At 44.9% G+C, this 18055-nt stretch carries 13 protein-coding genes; 5 read left to right on the plus strand and 8 right to left on the minus strand.

From position 1 onward, the window contains the following. Positions 1 to 122: 122 nt before the first annotated feature. The gene (locus V7R55_RS00625) at positions 123 to 2198 is read right to left on the minus strand and encodes a TonB-dependent receptor (protein WP_334057122.1); all 2076 of its coding nucleotides are present in this window, start codon (positions 2196 to 2198) and stop codon (positions 123 to 125) included. Positions 2199 to 2383: 185 nt separating this feature from the next. On the opposite strand from V7R55_RS00625, the gene V7R55_RS00630 reads away from it, so the two are divergent. After that, complete coding sequence (locus V7R55_RS00630; RefSeq protein WP_334056461.1) at positions 2384 to 2968, plus strand: RDD family protein; 585 nt, start codon at positions 2384 to 2386, stop codon at positions 2966 to 2968. A gap of 102 nt (positions 2969 to 3070) precedes the next feature. On the opposite strand, the gene lptG is transcribed toward V7R55_RS00630, so the two are convergent. Together lptG and lptF are read right to left on the minus strand one after the other, a co-directional pair. Beyond that, complete coding sequence (lptG, locus tag V7R55_RS00635) at positions 3071 to 4132, minus strand: LPS export ABC transporter permease LptG (RefSeq protein ID WP_334056462.1); 1062 nt, start codon at positions 4130 to 4132, stop codon at positions 3071 to 3073. Continuing rightward, a complete protein-coding gene (gene lptF / locus V7R55_RS00640) occupies positions 4133 to 5233 on the minus strand; it encodes an LPS export ABC transporter permease LptF (protein ID WP_334056464.1) in 1101 nt (366 codons plus the stop codon). It abuts the gene before it with no gap. Between the two features lie 263 nt (positions 5234 to 5496). Here lptF and pepA point away from each other — a divergent pair, with 263 nt between their 5' ends. The 3 genes from pepA to V7R55_RS00655 are packed head-to-tail and all read left to right on the plus strand — an operon-like array spanning position 5497 to position 10241. Then, positions 5497 to 7002, plus strand: a complete 1506-nt coding sequence (gene pepA / locus V7R55_RS00645) for a leucyl aminopeptidase (protein ID WP_071817605.1) — start codon at positions 5497 to 5499, stop codon at positions 7000 to 7002. Between the two features lie 6 nt (positions 7003 to 7008). Then, entirely contained in the window at positions 7009 to 7431 is a 423-nt protein-coding gene (locus tag V7R55_RS00650) for a DNA polymerase III subunit chi (RefSeq protein ID WP_334056468.1), read from the plus strand. 35 nt (positions 7432 to 7466) lie between these two features. Further along, the gene (locus V7R55_RS00655; RefSeq protein ID WP_334056470.1) at positions 7467 to 10241 is read left to right on the plus strand and encodes a valine--tRNA ligase; all 2775 of its coding nucleotides are present in this window, start codon (positions 7467 to 7469) and stop codon (positions 10239 to 10241) included. Positions 10242 to 10315: 74 nt separating this feature from the next. On the opposite strand, the gene V7R55_RS00660 is transcribed toward V7R55_RS00655, so the two are convergent. The 5 genes from V7R55_RS00660 to V7R55_RS00680 form a co-directional block, all read right to left on the minus strand. Then, positions 10316 to 12994, minus strand: a complete 2679-nt coding sequence (locus tag V7R55_RS00660) for an ATP-binding protein (RefSeq protein WP_334056473.1) — start codon at positions 12992 to 12994, stop codon at positions 10316 to 10318. 48 nt (positions 12995 to 13042) lie between these two features. After that, a complete protein-coding gene (locus V7R55_RS00665) occupies positions 13043 to 14326 on the minus strand; it encodes an ABC transporter substrate-binding protein (protein ID WP_334056475.1) in 1284 nt (427 codons plus the stop codon). 226 nt (positions 14327 to 14552) lie between these two features. Continuing rightward, positions 14553 to 15368, minus strand: a complete 816-nt coding sequence (locus tag V7R55_RS00670) for a choice-of-anchor H family protein (protein WP_334056477.1) — start codon at positions 15366 to 15368, stop codon at positions 14553 to 14555. A 111-nt stretch (positions 15369 to 15479) separates the two neighbouring features. Then, complete coding sequence (gene rraB / locus V7R55_RS00675; RefSeq protein ID WP_334056479.1) at positions 15480 to 15878, minus strand: ribonuclease E inhibitor RraB; 399 nt, start codon at positions 15876 to 15878, stop codon at positions 15480 to 15482. Between the two features lie 32 nt (positions 15879 to 15910). Beyond that, positions 15911 to 16636 (minus strand): 1-acylglycerol-3-phosphate O-acyltransferase, encoded by a 726-nt coding sequence (locus V7R55_RS00680; protein ID WP_334056481.1) that lies wholly within the window; start codon positions 16634 to 16636, stop codon positions 15911 to 15913. Positions 16637 to 16837: 201 nt separating this feature from the next. On the opposite strand from V7R55_RS00680, the gene V7R55_RS00685 reads away from it, so the two are divergent. Then, positions 16838 to 17977, plus strand: a complete 1140-nt coding sequence (locus V7R55_RS00685; protein WP_334056483.1) for an HD-GYP domain-containing protein — start codon at positions 16838 to 16840, stop codon at positions 17975 to 17977. The last annotated feature ends 78 nt before the right edge of the window (positions 17978 to 18055 follow it).

An 18055-nucleotide genomic window follows, 5' to 3' on the forward strand; every position in this document is an offset into this window, starting at 1 on the left:
GAATGTTGGCAGTGCCATATTCTTTTTTTTTGTTAGAAACTTACCATTTATCTGCTTTATTAAAGTAGCACGCTTTCTGAGCAAACGCTTCAAAGCTTTAGGCTAAAGGGCCACGTACATTATTAGTACTTCAACGAGAGTGTAAGGCGCACGTTTCTTGGTTCAACTGGGTGGTAATGCAAATCTTCAATGCCTTCTTCAGGTTCATCCGGTAAACGCGATGCATAGAAATAATCAATATCGTGATCGTCACTATCCAGCACGTTTAATACTTCCAGCGTTACGTCCCATGAGGGCTGGCGATAAGCAACCTGCGCATTCAACAAAAATGTTGAAGGTGGTGAAATTTCATCGAAGCTTTCAACGGTTCTAGAGCTTAAATAGCGACCTCTCAATGTGTAACTGAACCCCAATTGATTACTCTGCTGGTAATAGGTTAAGCCTGCGCTCACTACTCCAGGCACTGTGCCATCAATGTGACGGCCTTCGCCTTCAACACGGTCGCTGAATCTCGCTTTTGTCCATGCAGCTTCTATGTCAGTTGTAAGGTGGTGGCTAATCCAATAGTAGGCACTCACTTCAATGCCATGTCGTTCAGAGGGGCGGCTGGCCTCGGTAAAACCGGCGTCGCCCACGTAAACCAGTTCGCTATCAAGCTCTAAGCGCCATAAGGCAGCGGATACGTTGTACGTCTTATTATCGGTATAATTAACACCCGCCTCATAGCCAAGGCTTTTTACTAGTAAAGGCGCTGGTTCGGTAGCATCACCGCTTACCGGGTCTATGCTAATGGTTGCTCCTCGAGCATCGTTAGAGTGAAAGCCCTGACCAATATTGGCAAACGTGGTGAGTTGTTCGGATAAGCTGTATTTCAAGCCCGCCTTTAATGTAAACAAGCCATCGCTTTCATTACCTGAATTTGCATCCAGATTACTGGTTACATCAACGTCTAAATAATCGTATCGACCACCTAATGACAAACTAAGTGCATCACTTAATACAATGTTTGACTGAGCAAAAAGTGCATAGCTATTGCTGTCTATCTCGTCTTCTCGGACAGTGCCAAAGCGGGCTAAGTTTTGGGTGCGATACAAGCCTACATTATCGATATCATCAAAACGCCACTGGCCGCCAAGGGTAATACTGCTTCCATCGGTAATGGCTAAAGGCAGGGTAGTGAATATTTCGCCACCGTATATTTTTCTGTCGTCAGCTTGTTCGAACTGATCGCCTCGAACAGGGTTATCAAGGAAATAGGTAAAATTAGAGAACAAACTAAGTTCGGTATCTATGACATAAAGCGAAGCATTCCATGTATCACTGGTGTAGTTTGCAGATAAACTATACCGAGAGGATTCACCGCCAACTTGAGTATCGATAGAGCCAAGACGGTCTATTAAGCCGCTTTGAATAGCGCGCTCTGGAACTTGATCAGCGCCATTCCAGCTGTTGTCGTAAGCCATTCCAGTTACAGTAAGTTGGCCGTCTAGCAAGGGCGTAATATAACGGATATGTGCGTTTTTCTTTTTTACGTCTTCGTCTACGTCAGTCCACGGGCCGTCATAAGTTTGATATTCTAGCCCGGTAACGACACGGCTTTCTCCTGCCTCAAAATGGTTTAGTGCCACAGCGCGCTTGAATCCATATTCACCTAGGCCTAGGAACAATTGGTTCTGTTCAAGGGAGTCTCGCAAGTTGAAGAACGCACCACCAGCACTCGAAAAATCGCCAATGTTGGCGTAATAAGTACCTTTAAAATAGCTAAGGTTGTCGATAAATTCGGGAATGATGAAGTTAAGATCACTGTAGCCTTGGCCGTGTCCATGACTTCGCATGTTTACCGGCATGCCGTCGACACTCACCGTGAAGTCAGTACCATGGTCAAGGTTAAACCCGCGTAGAAAGTACTGGTTAGCTTTACCCGAACCGCTGTGCTGGGTCACCATCATGCCCGGGATAAATTCAAGTATTTCACCAGCTCGTAACATTGGGCGCTCAATTAGCGTGTCACCCGACACCCACCCCTGAGAGGCCGAGATAAATTCACCGTCTTTAACCGACGAATCACCACGTACCCGAATGTGCTCTACGTCACCCTCTGGGTCGTCTAATGCCAACGCAGGTGAAATGCTAAACGCAATTGAACTTGCTATAAGTGTTTTTACTAAAGTTACTTTTGTCACCGTAATTGCTTCCATCATCCGTTTGTAATTGTAATAACGCTTAACTATGGCACTTAGATGCAAAAGGCAGGAAATTTTTTTAGAACAAATAGGGTAGTTACAACTTTATTAAAAGCCAGTAAGTGTCACTTATATTGTTTAAGCTATCTGCGGCTTGTGTCAAAATACGCATTGTTATTTATTGAAGCAAAGAGAAACTTGTGGCGCGTCACGATAAAAAAGCTAAGAAGAAGCCCTCATCACCTAACCGCTTAAATAGTAAGGATGAGTTAAGCACAAATAACACAGAATCTGATAGTTCGGAGCTTCAGCGAGCTGGATTCGTTAGACGTTTATTGGCAATGATTTACGATACGCTAGTGGCTACTGCTGTAGGCATGTGTGCGGCCATGGTGATGATCGTAACGCTGGTGGTTATGTTGAAAAACGGTGCCCTTGATTTACAAGGTTATGCCGAACCTGCAGATCTTATCCAGGCATCTTTTGGCTATAAACTGCTGATTCAGACTTGGGTAGGCTTGTGGATAGCTGGGTTCTTCTTGTGGTTTTGGCGCAGGGGCGGGCAAACGCTTGGTATGCGTGCTTGGCGGTTACGAATTTACAGTACAGTTGAAGAGCCTATGACATGGCCACGCTTGTTTATTCGACTTGTCGCATCGTTGGGCGGTCTAGGGACCTTGCTTGTTTTGTTTGATTTTAAAAATAAACAATCACTACAAGACCGCTTAGCACAAACAGAAGTGTTGAAGCTGAGCAAAGAAGCGAACGACCATAAAAGTTGGTAAACACAGCGAGTAGGGCGCTAAAAAAGTATTAAAAAAGAGGCTGCAAGATGCCTCTTTTTTATAAGCTTTGAACGTTAAATTAGTCGAATACAGATAGTTTTATCAACGTTTAAGCATTACACCTGCGACAGCAGCAAACAGCAGACTAGGCAGTAAAGCGCACAGAAACGGCGGCAGCTGATATACCAAACTGACTGGCCCGAATACCTCATTAAGTATGAAAAAGCCAAAGCCTGTAAGCACGCCCATAATCACTCTTGCGCCCATAGTAACGCTACGTAGCGGGCCGAAGATGAACGACAGTGCCATTAAAAGCATGACACCTACTGATACAGGCTGAAAGATTTTTCGCCACAGCGCTAGTTCGTAGCGCGCGGGGTCTTGGTCGTTGTTTTCTAAATAATTTACGTAATCTAGCAGCCCAGTAATAGATAAAGCTTCTGGCTTAACCGCTACAATTCCCAACTTATCGGGGGTTAGCGTAGAATTCCATCGCATACGCTCGTTTTCTTCTGCCGACACTTTGGTTTCAGTAAACTCGGTCACTTCAACATCGCTCAACCACCAGCCATCGCCATCGAAGGTACTGTTTTTCGCGTAGGTAATACTTTCAAGAGACAAGTCAGGGTTGAAGCTAAAAATGCTTACGTCTTTAAGTGAGTCTTGGCTTAGTACCTGACCAATGCTTACAAATCGGTCGCCATCTTTTGCCCACACCAGTTTATCGGAAGAAAATAAACTACCGCCTGAAATGGCTTCGGTTCTTATTTGCTTTGCCTTGGTTTCACTGTAGGGAGTAACCCATTCACCAACGGCCATTACCAATAAAATCATTACAAGGGTGGATTTCATGGCTGAGTTGATGATGTTCCAGCGGCTCATGCCCGCGGCCTGCATTACTACCAGTTCGCTGTTACTCGCCAGTACGCCCATGCCTATAAGTCCCCCAAGCAGGGTAGCCATAGGGAAAAACTGCTCTAAGTCGCGAGGTAAACTCAGTAAAACGTAGATAAAGGCGACCATCATGTCGTAGTCGCCTTCGCCAATTTTACGTAGCTGTTCTACAAACTTTATGAGTGCACTTAAGCCAATAAGTACACTGAGCGTAACGGTAATGGTACCTAACAGCGTACGGGCGATATATAAATCGAGGATCTTAAACATCTACTTCTTCCCCAATATCCAAGCGCGCAGCTCTGTGCCGGTCTTTCTGTCCCGCACGATTAACATGACACCAATGATCAACATGATGGTATGTACCCACCACAAGCCTAATTGTGGCGGCATTTTTCCATCTTCTAGTACGCGTCTACTTGCAAGTAGTAGCAAGAAGTAGCCTAAGTAAAGCAGAATAGCCGGGAACATTTTACCAAAGCGACCCTGGCGCGGATCTACGGCGCTTAGCGGCACAGCAATCAGCACCAAAAAGGGTATCGATAGCGGTATGGCAATACGCCACTGAAGCTCGGCTCTGGCCTCAATACTGTCGTCTTCCCAAAGCTCGCTGGTGGGCAATACGCTTACCTTGCGACGGGTTTCGTCGGCGGGTTTATCGGCAATCTGAATTTGATATTCGTCAAACTCTACTTTGCGGAAAGCCTTTTCCGATTGCTTACCTTCGTACTGTACCCCTTCTTTTAATACAAGGTTTCGCGTGCCGTCAGGGTTATTGGCCACTTCACCAGTTTGCGCATAAACAACGCGCACGTCGCCTTCGCTGTCATCCGTTTGATTTTGCGATAAAAACACACGTTGTAGCTTATCGTTGCTATCTACATCGTGCACAAAAATAACCGCTTTCTCGTTACCGGTTTGCTGGAATCTACCTGGCATAAGGGCAGAAAGCCCAGCTTCATTGCGGGCTTTTTCCCGCAATTGGTATTCGTTCTCTGCAGCTAATGGCGCGAAATAAAGGGTAATTGCGCCTGTGACTATCATGATAAGTACAGACAAGAACAGCATTACCCGCGTAACGTACCATTCACTGATACCACAAGCCCGCATAACGGTCATTTCACTGTCTACATACAGCCTGCCGTGTGCCAGCATAATACCCAGATAAGCACTTATGGGCAGCACCAATGAAGAGAGAATAGGGGCGTATAAACCCAAGAAGCCAAGCACTAGCCCAGCAGGGATATCACCGTCTGATGCGTCGCCCAATACGCGCACAAATCGAAGGGTGACAAAAATTGCCATTAGGATAAAGAAAATCGCTAACTGAGATTTCAGCGTTTCCTTAAGTAAATAGCGGAATATCAGCATCTCAGCCCTTCCGGAAAATTAGGAATTATAGTGAAAGAAAGCACAATTTTGTTTAAACTTACCGTTTTTACAAGTTTTGCCTGCAATCATAAACCGTTTGCATGGTGTTTTGACGCAAATTTGACCTATATTCAATAGGTCTTTAAGCGTGAATTGCAGCGAACTAAAAAGTTATGCTGCGTATTAAAACATAAAGCAGCGCGAAACGTTACGTGATTTTAGTCATCGTGCAAACCATAAACGACGAAAAGCGAGGTGATATCGTGGAGTTTAGTGTAAAAAGTGGCAGTCCTGAAAAACAACGCAGCGCATGTATTGTTGTGGGTGTCTTCGAGCCGCGCCGCCTAACGGCAGTGGCTGAACAACTAGACGAAATCAGTGAAGGTTATATCAGCAACTTGTTGCGCCGTGGAGACCTTGAAGGTAAAGCGGGCCAAATGTTGTTGCTACACAACGTGCCAAACGTACTAAGCGAGCGCGTGCTTCTTGTCGGTTGTGGTAAAGAGCGCGAATTAGACGAGCGCCAGTACAAAAATATAATCGCCAAAACCATTCAAACGTTGAATGAAACCGGCTCAATGGAAGCGGTGTGTTTCTTAACCGAGCTTCACGTTAAAGGTCGTGATACCTATTGGAAAGTGCGTCAGGCTGTAGAAGCGACAGAAGATACACTTTACACCTTCATGCAGCTTAAAACTAAGAAAGGCGAGCCTCGCCGCCCGTTACGTAAAATTGTATTCAACGTACCTACTCGTCGCGAGCTTACTGTTGGTGAGCGCGCGGTTGAGCATGGTTTAGCTGTAGCTCGTGGTTCGAAAGTAACCAAAGACGTAGCTAACATGCCGCCAAACATCTGTAACCCAGCGTATTTATGGCAGCAAGCACAAGAATTAGCAAGCCAGTACGACAGCGTAACCGCTGAAGTGGTAGATGAAACTCAAATGGCAGAGTTGGGTATGCAGTCTTACCTTGCCGTTGGCCGTGGTTCTGCAAATGAAAGCATGATGAGTATTATGCATCATCGCGGTGGTCCAGCTGATCAAGCCCCAATTGTGCTTGTAGGTAAAGGCCTTACTTTCGATTCAGGCGGTATTTCAATTAAGCCAGGCGAAGCCATGGATGAAATGAAGTACGACATGGGTGGTGCTGCCGGCGTACTGGGTACTATGCACACTATCGCGGCGCTTAACCTGCCCATTAACGTTATTGGTGTACTTGCAGGCTGTGAAAACATGCCAGATGGTAAAGCTTACCGTCCGGGTGACATTCTTACGACCATGTCGGGCCAAACCGTAGAAGTGCTTAATACTGATGCTGAAGGGCGTTTAGTATTGTGCGACGCGCTAACCTACGTTGAACGTTATGAGCCTGAGTTAGTGATTGATGTAGCTACCCTAACGGGGGCGGCTATCATCGCGCTTGGTCATCACGCAACAGCAGTAATGAGCACGCATAACCCACTAGCTCACGAGCTACTTAATGCATCAGAGCAAAGTTCAGATCGCGCATGGCGTTTACCGCTATGGGACGATTACCAAGAGCAGCTTGAAAGCCCGTTTGCAGATATGACAAACCTTGGTGGACGCCCAGCTGGATCTATCACCGCGGGTTGTTTCTTGTCTCGCTTCACTAAGAAGTACAACTGGGCTCACCTTGATATTGCCGGTACGGCATGGCGCAGTGGTAAGAACAAAGGTGCAACAGGCCGTCCAGTGCCTATGCTGTCTCAGTTCTTAATGAACCGCGCTGATATCAAGTTAGAGGACTAATCATTTATGCCACAAGTGATTTTTTATCAACTTACCAGCAGTGACAATGGCGTGGCAGGCCGCGCCAGTGAAGTCATTGCTTCAGCGTTTGCTAATAAGCAAAAAATTAGCGTGCTGTGTGATACACAGACACAAGCTGAAGAAGTTGATGAATTGTTATGGCAACTGCCGGCAGACCGCTTTGTGCCCCATAACCTTTATGGTGAAGGGCCGCAGTCGGGAACGCCGGTGGAAATTTGTTGGCAGCCAGAGCAGGTAGCCAGACGACAAATGGTGGTTAATGTGGGTTCCGGTATGGTGCCTTCACCCAATCAGCATCGTCAAATCATCGATTTTGTACCCGTGAACGAGAACGCCAAACAGGCTGCGCGGGTAAGATACAAAAACTATCAGCAAGCTGGATGCAACATGCAGTTTAAATCTGCATAAGTCATTCGCGTTTAGCTTCAATTTGAGAGTGTGTAATGGATAAAACCTTCGAACCGCAGTCCATCGAGCAGCAATGCTATAAGTCATGGGAAGAGGCGGGTTTATTTAAAGCTTCAGGCAGCGGCGACCCATATTGTATTCTGCTTCCGCCGCCGAACGTTACCGGTAGCCTTCACATGGGCCATGGTTTCCAGCAAACCATTATGGATGCCCTAACTCGCTATCACCGCATGAAGGGCGATAATACGCTATGGCAAGTGGGTACTGACCACGCCGGTATTGCTACCCAAATGGTGGTAGAGCGTAAGCTTAACGCTGAAGGCAAGACTCGCCACGATTTAGGTCGCGAAGACTTCATCAAAAAAGTGTGGGAATGGAAAGAGCACAGCGGTGGTACTATTACTGGTCAAATGCGCCGTTTAGGTACGTCTCCTGACTGGTCTCGTGAAGTGTTCACCATGGACGAAGACCTGTCTAAAGCCGTAACTGAAGTGTTCGTGAAACTACACGAAGAAGGCCTTATTTACCGCGGTAAGCGTTTGGTTAACTGGGATCCAGTGCTTCACACTGCAGTATCTGATCTTGAAGTGCTAAACGAAGAAGAAGACGGCCACATGTGGCACATGCGCTATCCGCTAGCGGATGGTAGCGGTGAGCTAGTGGTTGCAACCACGCGCCCTGAAACCATGCTAGGTGACACAGCGGTTGCAGTACACCCAGATGACGAGCGTTATCAAGATTTTATCGGCAAAGAAATTAAGCTGCCGATTACTGGCCGTTTAATTCCGGTTATCGCCGATGACTATGTCGATCAAGAATTCGGTACAGGTTGCGTTAAAATTACGCCTGCTCACGACTTCAACGACTACGATATGGGTAAGCGTCATAACCTACCTATGATCAACATTCTTACCGACGATGCGAAAATTAATGATGATGCGCCAGAAGCGTATCGCGGTTTAGATCGCTTCGACGCCCGCAAGCAAATTGTTGCTGATTTAGATGCACAAGGCGCATTGGTTAAGATTGAGCCGCATAAGCTTAAAGTACCGCGTGGCGATAGAACCAACGCGGTTATCGAGCCATACCTTACTGACCAGTGGTATGTAGCGGTTGAGTCTCTTGCTAAGCCTGCTATTGAAGCGGTTGAAAGCGGCGAAATTCGTTTTGTGCCAGAGAACTGGAACAAGACTTACTACCAGTGGATGCACAACATTCAAGACTGGTGTATTTCACGTCAGCTGTGGTGGGGACACCGCATTCCGGCGTGGTACGACGAAAACGGCAAGGTTTTTGTTGGCCGTACTGAAGAAGAAGTGCGTGAAAAGCACGGCCTTGGCAGTGACGTAACGCTTTCACAAGACGACGATGTATTAGATACTTGGTTCTCAAGCGCACTATGGCCGTTCGCGACCATGGGCTGGCCAGAAGAAACGCCAGATCTAGAAACCTTTGTACCGTCTTCAGTGCTAGTAACCGGCTTTGACATCATTTTCTTCTGGGTGGCCAGAATGATCATGATGACCAAGAAATTCACTGGCAAAATTCCGTTTAAAGACATCTACATTACTGGTCTTATCCGCGATGAGAACGGCGATAAAATGTCAAAGTCGAAGGGCAACGTGCTTGACCCAATCGATTTGATTGACGGTATTGATATTGAGTCGCTAGTCACTAAACGCACTGCTGGCATGATGCAGCCTCAGCTTGCTGAGAAGATTGCTAAGCGTACTCGAAAGCAATTCCCTGATGGTATTCAGGCCTACGGTACAGATGCACTACGCTTTACGTTTGCAGCCATGGCCTCAACCAGCCGCGATATCAACTTTGATATGGCCCGTGTTGAAGGATACCGCAACTTCTGTAATAAAATTTGGAATGCATCGCGTTTTGTATTGATGAACACAGAAGAGCACGATACAGGTCGTGACGGTGGCGAAATGGTACTTAGCATGGCCGATCGCTGGATTTGGGCTAAGTTCCAACAAACCCTGGTTGAGTTTGAAAAGGCCCTTGAAGACTACCGTTTCGACATTGCTGCGCAAACCGTTTACGAGTTCACTTGGAACCAGTTCTGTGACTGGTATCTAGAGCTTACTAAGCCTGTGCTTAGCAATGACGCCAGCACCGAAGCTGAAAAGCGCGGTACCCGTCATACGCTTATCAACGTGCTTGAAAGCCTTCTTCGCTTATTGCACCCGCTTATGCCGTTTATCACCGACACTATCTGGCAGCGCGTTGTGCCACTAAGTGCACTTAAAGTGGAAGAGGGAGCAAGCATTATGGTTCAGGCATTCCCTGAAGTTGATGCGGCTAAACAAGACGACAAAGTACTTGCTGATATCGAGTGGGTGAAGAAGTTTATCGTGGGTATTCGTAATATCCGTGGTGAGATGGATATTTCGCCAAACAAGCCGCTTAACGCACTGCTTAAGAACGTAAGCGACGAAGACGCTCGCCGTCTTGATGCGGCTAAGGCGTTCCTAGATAAGCTTTCTAAGCTTGAAACCGTAACTATATTAAAAGACGGTGAAGAAGCGCCAGCGAGTGCCACAGCGCTTGTGGGTGAGATGGAAATTCTTATCCCTATGGCAGGGCTTATCGACAAAGACGCAGAGCTTGCGCGTATTACTAAAGCCATGGAGAAAATCGAGAAAGATGTATCTCGCACTCGTGGTAAGTTAGGTAACGAGAAGTTCGTAAGTAATGCGCCAGAAGCGGTAATTGAAAAAGAACGCGGTAAGTTGGAAGAAGGTGAAAAAGCCCTAGCCAAACTTAAAGAGCAGTTCGAGACAATCAAAGCGCTTTAATTGTCGCCTCTTAAGCGGGACTTAGCGATATAAATTAAAGGGCTACCGAAAGGTAGCCCTTTTTTGTTGACAATTTAATGGCCTATCTTAACCAAATATTGCCTTAGCATGCCTATCAAGGACTTTTGCTTTATAGGTTTGGTTAAATAGTCGTTCATGCCAGACTTTATTGCGCTTTGCTTGTCTTCTTTCATCGCGTTAGCGGAAAGGCCGATAATGGGTAAGGCTGTAAACCCCTTTTCTCGAAGCTCGGTTGTGGCTTCATACCCGTCCATAACTGGCATTTGTACGTCCATTAGTACGAGGTCGTATTGAGGCGAGTTCTCTATTTTTTGTACGGCCTGTTTGCCATCTTCTGCTATGTCAAAGGTTAGCCCAAGGTTAGTAAGCATCTCGCCAGTGACAAGCTGATTTATATTATTGTCTTCAACTAGCAGCACGTGCCCCTCAAGTGAAGTAATTAGTGACTCGTCTTTAAAGTGCTGGCCTTCAAAGCTAACGTCTTTCGATATAACCTGAATAACAAAACGCTCGAATTGGGCCGGGGTAAAGGGGTGCATAATCAAGGGACCCTTCCAAAGTGAATCATATTTAGATTGCAGAGCACTGCCTGCGCTTTCCATCACCAAGCCCACGGATTTTCCGCTTTCTAATAAACTGTTTAGCCAGTTAATATTCTGTCTAAAAAAGCTAAACTCATGAACATCGACAATGATGTGTTCAGGGAGCGATGCGGCATTTTTAGCCTCATCTATTGGCTTGCATGACATAGTCGAGAGCTGAATTTGGGTGCAGTAAGTCTCTGGAAGTAATGGTGACTCAGTAATATACAGGCTGTTACTAGGAAGCTGAGGCGAGTTTTGTAATACCCCAGGCTGGTTTTTAAATGCTCGGAGGGGAAGCTCAACTGCAAATGTACTTCCTTTACCTATAGTAGACGTTGCATCCAGTCGTCCGTTCATGAGTTCGGTAAGCTGACTTACGATAGCAAGCCCTAAACCCGTACCACCGTACTTTCTATTGGTTGAACCGTCAGCTTGAGTAAAGGGCTTAAATATTCTATCTAGCTGCGCTGGGCTCATACCGATGCCAGAGTCGGTTATTCTCATGGAGAGATTAAGTAAGTTTCCTTTCTCATTGAGGCTACCGTCAAACTCAATTTCTATACGGCCCTGTTCGGTGAATTTTACAGCGTTGTTGCCAATGTTCATGATAATTTGCGCTATACGAAGAGGGTCGCCAATAACCTGAGGCGGTATCTTAGGGTTTACCGTAAAATGAACCGACAAATTCTTCTCTTTTGCTCGTAACGCAATTACAGCAATCAAGTTGTCAAAAAGAGAGTGTAATGAAAAGCTCACTTCTTCTATTTTAAGTTTGCCCGCTTCAATTTTTGAAAAGTCGAGGATGTCGTTAATTACGCTTAACAGTATCTGCCCAGAGTACGCCGCTTTGTCTAAATAACCTCTTACCGTGGAGGAAAGCTCTTGCTGCTGTGCTAGTTCTATCAACCCGATAATGCCATTCATAGGCGTGCGAATTTCGTGGCTCATATTAGCCAAAAACATACTTTTCGATGCGGTAGCTTGCTCGGCTTTAACTTTAGATTCAGTGATAACTTTATTTAAGTTTTCCAACTGAGAGTTCATTGTTCTCGCTTCATTGAGCAGCTTTTCTGTCTCACGGTTTTTGTCGCTAAACACGAGAGCGGCTTTCGCTAGCTTACCAATTTCATCTTTTCGATTACTGCCTGGAATTTTAGATATTTGTATGCCCTGAGCGAGCTTGTTGAAGACTTCCGTGATAGATCGGATAGGGCCAAGAATTCGCAAGGTAGAAAACAGTGCCGCCGACAAAGCAAGTAAAATAGCAAACAGAGAGAATAGCTCGCCATTGCGTTGCGTACTTTCGGCTATTTGGTAGGTGCGCTGCGTTATAACCTCAGAGTCGGTACTTACCTTTTTCGCCAGTTCTCCGCTCAAATACAAAAATTCGTTGGCAGAGCCTGCCATAACAACGTTAACCAGAAAAAGGTTGCCTTGAGTGATTTGCGTCAGCTTAAAAAAGTCGTTTTTAATTCTATCCATAACGCGTTCGATGCGTTGTTGCAGTTTAGGAGGGGCAGAGGAAGGTAAGCGTTTCAAAGCGTCTATGGCATCATTAAAAGACTGGATGAATTTCATGTCAGGCTTCATCAAGTATTTTAGCATCGCATTTTCTGTACGTATAAGAATGACCTTAGCATCATCTACGAAAGCAGCGGAAATCTGCCCTTTTTCTAAAGCCTTATCAAGCTCACTTCCTAGCAATGTAATGTCGGACATGGTGCCCTGATCGATAAGGTTGTCTCTTTCTGAGCGAGCCTCAACAACCTGAGAAAAGTTTTCTTGATAAGCGAGCAAATGCTCTCTCATTCTATTGAGAATTTGATTGCTGTTACCTTTTTGTTCAGCACCTTCGCTCACCTCCGCAAGTTTATCGAGTTTACTGTTGATAGTTACCATTAGGCGACTAAAACGCGTAATGGCCGACTTACTTGCATTTTCTTTAAAGATTAAAACATTGCGCTGAAGGTCGACAACGTCCCGTTCTAGCTCTTTAACTATACCAACATCAATAACGGCTTTCGCCGCAGACGCAACCCCGTCGTTTAAAACCTCTTGGTTTTTTCTCGCCACAAAACCTTGAGCCAGTATCAGCGCAATTAAAGCAACTAACACTGTTATGAGCTGTATCCTTATTGACGATAACATATGAGTTTTGGAGACCTTATTCCATTTAAGATGTGGTATTAAATTGTATTATGCAGTGATAAATTCATACCACTTTTGTAAGCTATATTCATAGCTTGGCATGACCGTATTCCAAACTGCAACGTTACTAAAGCGCTCTTCATAACTACCGCCGGTTCGCTGTGCTCCTTTTTGTACACTAACTTTGCCATCTGGGCCCTTTAGTGGTTCAGAAGCAACTTTACCCTTATACCAATAATCCCACTCAGCCTGCGATAAATAATCGGCAGAACGTTGAGGATTTGAAATGTAATAGCCTTGCCTTGCTATAAATGCACCGGGCCAACCTGATAGCCACCAATTCATATATTCGTAAGCTACATCTTTCATTCTTCCTTGGGTAGCTGAAGAAAGGCACATTACGCCATGCCATCCTCTATAACCTTCTTTCGGAGCTGCAAATGTAACGGGAATATTTTGGCCATTTAGCGCTGAAACAGCTGGTGAAAACATACTTTCAATAGCGACTCGGCCGCTTTTCATAAACTCAACAGATTCCGGTACCGATGTCCAAAAGCCGTTAAAGTGATTCAACTGCGTTAACTCAATTAGCAGGTTGAACAGATCGTCCAACTCGTATTCGGTGATTGCACCTATATCGTTAAAAGTGATGAACCCTTTTGCTTGCGCGGCTAACGCTAGATCGAATAGCCCGATAGTGGGGTCGTTTACAATACCCACTTTTCCAGAAAAGTGACGGTCTAGCAGCCAGCCCCAGCTTTCTTCTTGTCCCTGCAGTTCGGTAGGTAGCTTTGTAGTGTCGTAACCAAATGAGTCCACATTATGTACATAGGGTAAAAAGCTGATGCCGTCGGTATGCTTTTCACCTAAAGAGCCATCGCCCTGTACATTAAGAATCTTATGGGGGGCATCACCCGCGCCCATGCGAGCATTTTCAGTGAGCTTACCGGTTTTACTTAAATTGTTTATTTCACCCCAGTATTGAAGTCGCTTTTTTTGTATAGGTTGAATAGCTTTTGCGCGCCACAGAACGTTAATGCTATTTGACCATTGTTCGTATAAATCAAAAGAGTGGGGGTTCATAGAGGCTTTTTGCAAAACAGCGGCACTTCCGCCGGGTTCAAACTCTATGTTAATACCTAAGTCTTCGATTGCACGCTGACGAATAGCTTCCTGTAAAGTAACGTGCGTACCCATAACCCGAAGCGTTGGCTTAGTTTTGCCAATAGCAAAAGGTGTTATGCCCGCCGTCAATCCAAACGCTAGACCTGCCTTCAGCAGAGTTCGACGTGATGCAGAAGAAATATTTTTCTTTAAAGGCTTAGTAGACATTGTGGCAGTCCGTATAAAGAAGGTCCTTTGCTACATTCTGGCACTTATTTCATAGTGTTACCAAAAAAATGTAAGCAGATTTTTGAAAAAGTGATGGTGGAAGTTGAGGGAACTCAACCGACAAAGAATGATGACTTTTTAAAAGGGGAATTTAAAAAATAGCCAAAAGCAGTGTTTGAAACAGCTTTTGGCAAGAATGAATGTGAAAGGTTAGTGGAAGATTAAATTAGCGACGAAAGAGTTTGATTGAGCGTCTCTTAAGTACAATGCCTCCAAGCAGAAACAATGGAAGTAGCGACCAGGCACCGCCATGCTCTTCTACGATAACTACCGTATCTTCTACAACGTACTCATTGTTCTCACTCTCAAGAGGAAGGTAGGCAAGTTCGTTGTCGTCATAAGCATCGGTAAATGCCACTAGCTCTTCGGTATCCGCATCGTAAAGTTCTAGCAGGATATCGTAATCGCTAGGTGAGAAACCAGATACTAGTGTACTTTCAATGGTGAATGTATCGGTCGAATCTTCTGAATAAATATAGAACTCCGAAGAAACATGTATAGCGTCATAAACACCGTCTCTACCTAGATACAGAACAGCGTATACGGGCGCTCGTGTGAAAATCGTGTCGGCGTCAAACTCAATAGAAAATGCAGAGTGATATCCGTCGTAGTCAATATCTTGCTGTAGCGTCACCCAGCTTTCATAAATCCAAAATTCATTAACGCTACTGACCACAATATCGCTTGATGACTTATTTACACCTAGGTGTTGTTGATGCTTATTGGTTTTATTGAGTGTGCTTTGTTGTGCCTTGACCTTATCGGTAGACTGCTCGACAACACTGTTATTAGTCAATTCACTTGTGGTTTTTGGCAGTAGGGATTTTGCGGCTACAAATGGTTTGTCGTAACGGAATTCGCTTGAGGTAACTTGTTTTTCTTTTGCACTTCTATCGGTTTTTGCATGTACAGGTGACAAAAACACAAGCTGTAATGCGGCGATAGCAGAATATGCTGTGAGTGTTGATACTAAATGTTTCATCTGTCCATCCTTTTCCAATCGATAATGACAGAGCCATTGTTGACGAAAAAAGATGAACAAAAGCTGAAGTGTAACTTAATGGGTCTTCAGCTTTGTAGGGGCTATAAAGAATTAGTCGTCGAAGTGGTGGTCTTCTTCTTCGTACTCGCCTTCTTCACGTGGTTCGAAATATGTGCCCCATCCATCGTAAGTTACATCGTGTTTGTCGGCGATTTTTAACAGTGCATCGGAATCAGCATTTAGCTTTTCAATATCTAATTTTCTTTCTACCACGGCGTCGAAGCAAAAAATGGTTTCGCCGTCGTCAAGAATTAACTCTTCGGCGTCAGTCACTTCAAAACCAGCTTTGAAGGCATCGACAGCCGCTTTTTCCAATACGTCGAAGTCGGTGCTGGCGAAATGGTGCTCAATGGTATAGTCGGCATCAGCTTGACTGCCATCTTCTAGAAGGGCATCAATGGTCTCTTGGTTAAACTCGTACCACTCTTCTCTTTCATCGAACTGGGTCATAATAAACACTCGTTAGCAATTTAGGCGCAAGTTTACCTGCTTTTTTCCAGTTCATCGACCTGTGTATTAAGCGTATCAAATTTTTGTTTCATTTCATCGTTGAAATGCGCCATCCACTCTTTGATTGAACGCTCTTCTGTTAATGCCTCAGGAGCAGAAATATCAATAAGCACAATTCCATTGTCCCAGCGGTTCCATTTCACTTTATTGTGTAGATTACTGGCCGTTACCATGACAATCGGCTCATGAGTGGTTTTGGCTAAACGAAAAGCGCCTTGCTTAAACGGCAAAATGCCTCTGCCGTAACTTCTCGTACCTTCAGGGAATAGCCATACAGATGTTTTCTTTTTGGCTATGCGGTTAGCGGCGATATCTAGGGTGTTTCGCGCTTTTCCTGAATTTTTTCTATCGATCATGATATTCCCCGACAGCCAATAAATTTGGCCAAAAATAGGGATCCACTTCAAACTCTTTTTTCCGATTGTGACTACGCCAGGAAGTGCAGCCTTACAAATTGTTATAACGTCAAAGCTGTTTTGGTGATTTGCGATGAAAATGTAAGGCTCGTTTATTTTTACAGCGGGGTCTTTTTGAATAACAATTTTAAGACCCACTATTTTGGCCATAAGCGAATACAAACTACCGGCTGCATGCACGTTATCCTTGTGAAAAGGGCGTACGATACAAATGATCAGCAAAATAATGTTGATTAGTAAAAAGGCAATAAATAGTGCCGGTATGCGAAATAAAGCGATCAAAACAACTCCTAGATACAATTAACGCGCGCAGTATAGATGAAGTTTCAGCGTACACTTGTCCGATGAGTTTTTACAGCTTCAAGATTTAATAGGGTTATCATTTGTGAAAGTTGTTTTTTATCACCTTTAGTATGAGGAAATTTTGCCGATACCGAATTACAATAATACAAGGCTAATCGAATTTAACTCGGTATTCATTACATGCAGACATTTACTCCAGACGACCTAGAAGAAGATATTCTTGCTGACCTTATGGAGGAAATAAACGAACTCTATGAATCAAGCGAACAAACCTTGATTGAGTTAGAGCTTCGTCCAGAAGATAACGAGTTACAGCGTGCTCTGTTTCGTTCAATCCACACCATTAAGGGCGATTTAGGCTTAGTTAATTTCTCGCCGATGATACCCCTTTTACAGCATGTCGAAGATTTACTCGATTACTTACGTAAAGGGCAGGTAGCGTATACCAGTACCATGAGCGACTTGGTGCTACTGACGATGGATAGGGTGAAGGCCTTTGTAGAAGCTGTAATGGCTGACGGTAAGGCTGAGTATGATGACAACCTTCACAACCAACTGGTGTTAGCAATTGGTCGTGTTACACCAGAGAACACGGCTGAGCACGAAAAGCGCCTCACTGAAGCTGTGTTACTGTTAAATCCAGCGTTAGATATTGTTGCTGACAGCGGCGACCCTGAAAACGTGCAGATAAAACCACCTACATTAGCAGCAACGGGCATACCAAAAGACATTAGCAGTGAAAAGAAGCAAGATATTTTATTTTTCCGTGACCTAATGCAAACCATCGAACGTCGCTCTAACTATTGGGGGGGAAGGGGTGATCGTATTGCTAAATTAGCCATGTATATTAACGATGTTGCTGAAAATCCAATTGACGAAGATCAGCTGGCGGTAGCCAGTTACGTTCATGATTTTGGCATGGCGTTTATGCCTTTAAAGCTGCTGCATAAAGGCGATGAATTGACGGATATCGAGTTTAATCTGATGCGATCTCATGTTTACAAAAGCGCCCGTTTGTTAGAGCACCTAGACCAATGGGACATGGCACGTAAAATAGTGATGCAACACCATGAGCGCACCGATGGGACCGGTTATCCGCTAGGCATAAAAGAAGACGATATCTGTGAAGGCGCGAAGCTACTTGCCATTGTCGATACCTACGACGCAATGACGCACCCCAGAGCGCACAATGAAGATAATGTGCTTTCCAAAAAAGAAGCGGTGATAGAGATCAACCGCAGTGCCAAAGGCCAGTTCAGTATGAAGTGGGTGAGACTGTTTAATCAGGCGATGACAGCGCTTTTAACTAAAGGGCAGTAAACGCTGCCCTTTGTTTGTTAAATTAGCTATTAGTTGAATTAGGTGCCAATTGACTAGTTGGCTGTCTTCAATTGCTGC

Origin of the sequence: Alteromonas sp. S005, from assembly GCF_036864475.1 — a bacterium.
GTDB lineage: Bacteria > Pseudomonadota > Gammaproteobacteria > Enterobacterales > Alteromonadaceae > Alteromonas.

What these genes read in the sequence shown, in the direction of transcription:
- V7R55_RS00625 (WP_334057122.1), bottom strand. Translation starts at nt 2,198, where the DNA reads ATGGAAGCAATTACGGTGACAAAAGTAACTTTAGTAAAAACACTTATA.
- lptG (WP_334056462.1), bottom strand. Translation starts at nt 4,132, where the DNA reads ATGTTTAAGATCCTCGATTTATATATCGCCCGTACGCTGTTAGGTACC.
- lptF (WP_334056464.1), bottom strand. Translation starts at nt 5,233, where the DNA reads ATGCTGATATTCCGCTATTTACTTAAGGAAACGCTGAAATCTCAGTTA.
- V7R55_RS00650 (WP_334056468.1), top strand. Translation starts at nt 7,009, where the DNA reads ATGCCACAAGTGATTTTTTATCAACTTACCAGCAGTGACAATGGCGTG.
- V7R55_RS00655 (WP_334056470.1), top strand. Translation starts at nt 7,467, where the DNA reads ATGGATAAAACCTTCGAACCGCAGTCCATCGAGCAGCAATGCTATAAG.
- V7R55_RS00660 (WP_334056473.1), bottom strand. Translation starts at nt 12,994, where the DNA reads ATGTTATCGTCAATAAGGATACAGCTCATAACAGTGTTAGTTGCTTTA.
- V7R55_RS00665 (WP_334056475.1), bottom strand. Translation starts at nt 14,326, where the DNA reads ATGTCTACTAAGCCTTTAAAGAAAAATATTTCTTCTGCATCACGTCGA.
- V7R55_RS00670 (WP_334056477.1), bottom strand. Translation starts at nt 15,368, where the DNA reads ATGAAACATTTAGTATCAACACTCACAGCATATTCTGCTATCGCCGCA.
- rraB (WP_334056479.1), bottom strand. Translation starts at nt 15,878, where the DNA reads ATGACCCAGTTCGATGAAAGAGAAGAGTGGTACGAGTTTAACCAAGAG.
- V7R55_RS00685 (WP_334056483.1), top strand. Translation starts at nt 16,838, where the DNA reads ATGCAGACATTTACTCCAGACGACCTAGAAGAAGATATTCTTGCTGAC.